The sequence below is a fragment of the Streptomyces sp. E2N166 genome (genome assembly GCF_003671715.1).
Taxonomy (GTDB): Bacteria; Actinomycetota; Actinomycetes; order Streptomycetales; family Streptomycetaceae; genus Streptomyces; species Streptomyces thinghirensis.
Window position 1 is genome coordinate 131,871 of the sequence record NZ_RAIF01000032.1, and the last position, 1,033, is coordinate 132,903.

General features: G+C 76.1%; 1 protein-coding gene. It reads left to right on the forward strand.

Annotated elements, in window-relative coordinates:
- Nucleotides 1-112: 112 nt before the first annotated feature.
- Nucleotides 113-931, forward strand: a complete 819-nt coding sequence (locus tag EBH09_RS27665; protein WP_121749666.1) for an inositol monophosphatase family protein — start codon at nucleotides 113-115, stop codon at nucleotides 929-931.
- Nucleotides 932-1,033: the final 102 nt, after the last annotated feature.

A 1,033-nucleotide genomic window follows, 5' to 3' on the forward strand; every position in this document is an offset into this window, starting at 1 on the left:
CCCTCGGAGCACTCGGCGCGAGCCACAACCTGTGCCCGGTCGGCTGCTGCCCCGCCCGCGCCCCCCGCCCCGCCGCCGCGGGCGCCGACAGCCCCTACGCGTGAGGAGCCCCGTGACCGACGTGACGCCCGACCCCCTCCACGCCGAGCTGCTGGAGATCGCCCAGGAGGCCGCCCACCGCGCGGGCGAACTGCTGCGCGACGGCCGCCCGGCCGACCTCGAGGTCGCCGCCACCAAGTCCAGCCCGATCGACGTGGTCACCGAGATGGACATCGCGGCGGAGAAGCTGATCACCGGCCTGATCGCCGACCGCCGCCCCGACGACGGGTTCCTGGGCGAGGAGGGCTCCGCCACCGAGGGCACGAGCGGCATCCGCTGGGTCATCGACCCGCTCGACGGCACGGTCAACTACCTGTACGGACTGCCCACCTGGGCGGTCTCCGTCGCCGCCGAGCAGGACGGCGAGCGGGTGGCCGGGGTGGTCGTGGCACCGATGCGGGGAGAGGCCTACCACGCGGTACTGGGCGGCGGAGCCTGGGCGACGGGCGCCTGGAACGGCGAACGCAGGCTCGCCTGCCGCTCCGCGGCGCCGCTCGACCAGGCCCTGGTCTCCACCGGCTTCAACTACGTCGCCGACGTCCGCGCCGAACAGGCCGAGATCGCGAGGCGGCTCATTCCGCTGGTACGCGACATCAGACGCGGCGGCTCGGCCGCGATCGACCTGTGCGACGTGGCCGCGGGACGCCTCGACGGCTACTACGAGCGCGGTCTGCACCCCTGGGACCTCGCGGCGGGCGACCTGATCGCCCGGGAGGCGGGCGCGGTGACCGGTGGGCGTCCCGGTGAGCGCCCGTCCGGAGCCCTGACGATCGCGGCCACCCCGGACGTCTTCGAGCCCCTCCAGCGACTCCTGGTGGACTTCGGCGCGTAGGCCTCCGGCGGTTCGGCGGGCCGGCGCCGGCCGGCCCGAACGACGTGCGCCGCTCCGCGCCCACCCCGTCCGCGGGGCACACCCGGCTCCGCGGCGGCGGAC